The organism is Enterococcus florum (genome assembly GCF_004309355.1).
Lineage (GTDB): Bacteria > Bacillota > Bacilli > Lactobacillales > Enterococcaceae > Enterococcus_A > Enterococcus_A florum.
In genome coordinates, this window is sequence record NZ_BJCC01000058.1 from 1 (window position 1) to 291 (window position 291).

Consider the following 291-nt stretch of genomic DNA (forward strand, 5'->3'; position numbering starts at 1 on the left):
TTTTGAGTGTGTAGCCGGAAATAGTCTTTTGTTCAGTCGTATAGGCAGTACCGATTTCTCCACTTGCAGCGTTGCGTCCTGCAATTTCATTATCAGATCCATCCACGTACTTAGTCACGACACTTCCTTGTGTCTTACCCACGTCTTCTTTGTTTTTCTTATAAATATAAGTGACTGTGATGATCCCTTCTTTGTACTTGCCTGCTTTGTTGGCTGGAACTGTTTGGATCGTATACCCCGGAATTTGTTTTTCTTCCGTGGTGTAGTTTTCACCAACTACTCCCGTGCTGT

At 43.0% G+C, this 291-nt stretch carries 1 protein-coding gene; it reads right to left on the bottom strand.

Features of this window, described 5'->3' with window-relative positions; all coding sequences use genetic code 11:
* On the bottom strand, positions 1 to 291 hold a 291-nt coding region (locus NRIC_RS19005; RefSeq protein WP_150136658.1), incomplete at both ends, for a MucBP domain-containing protein.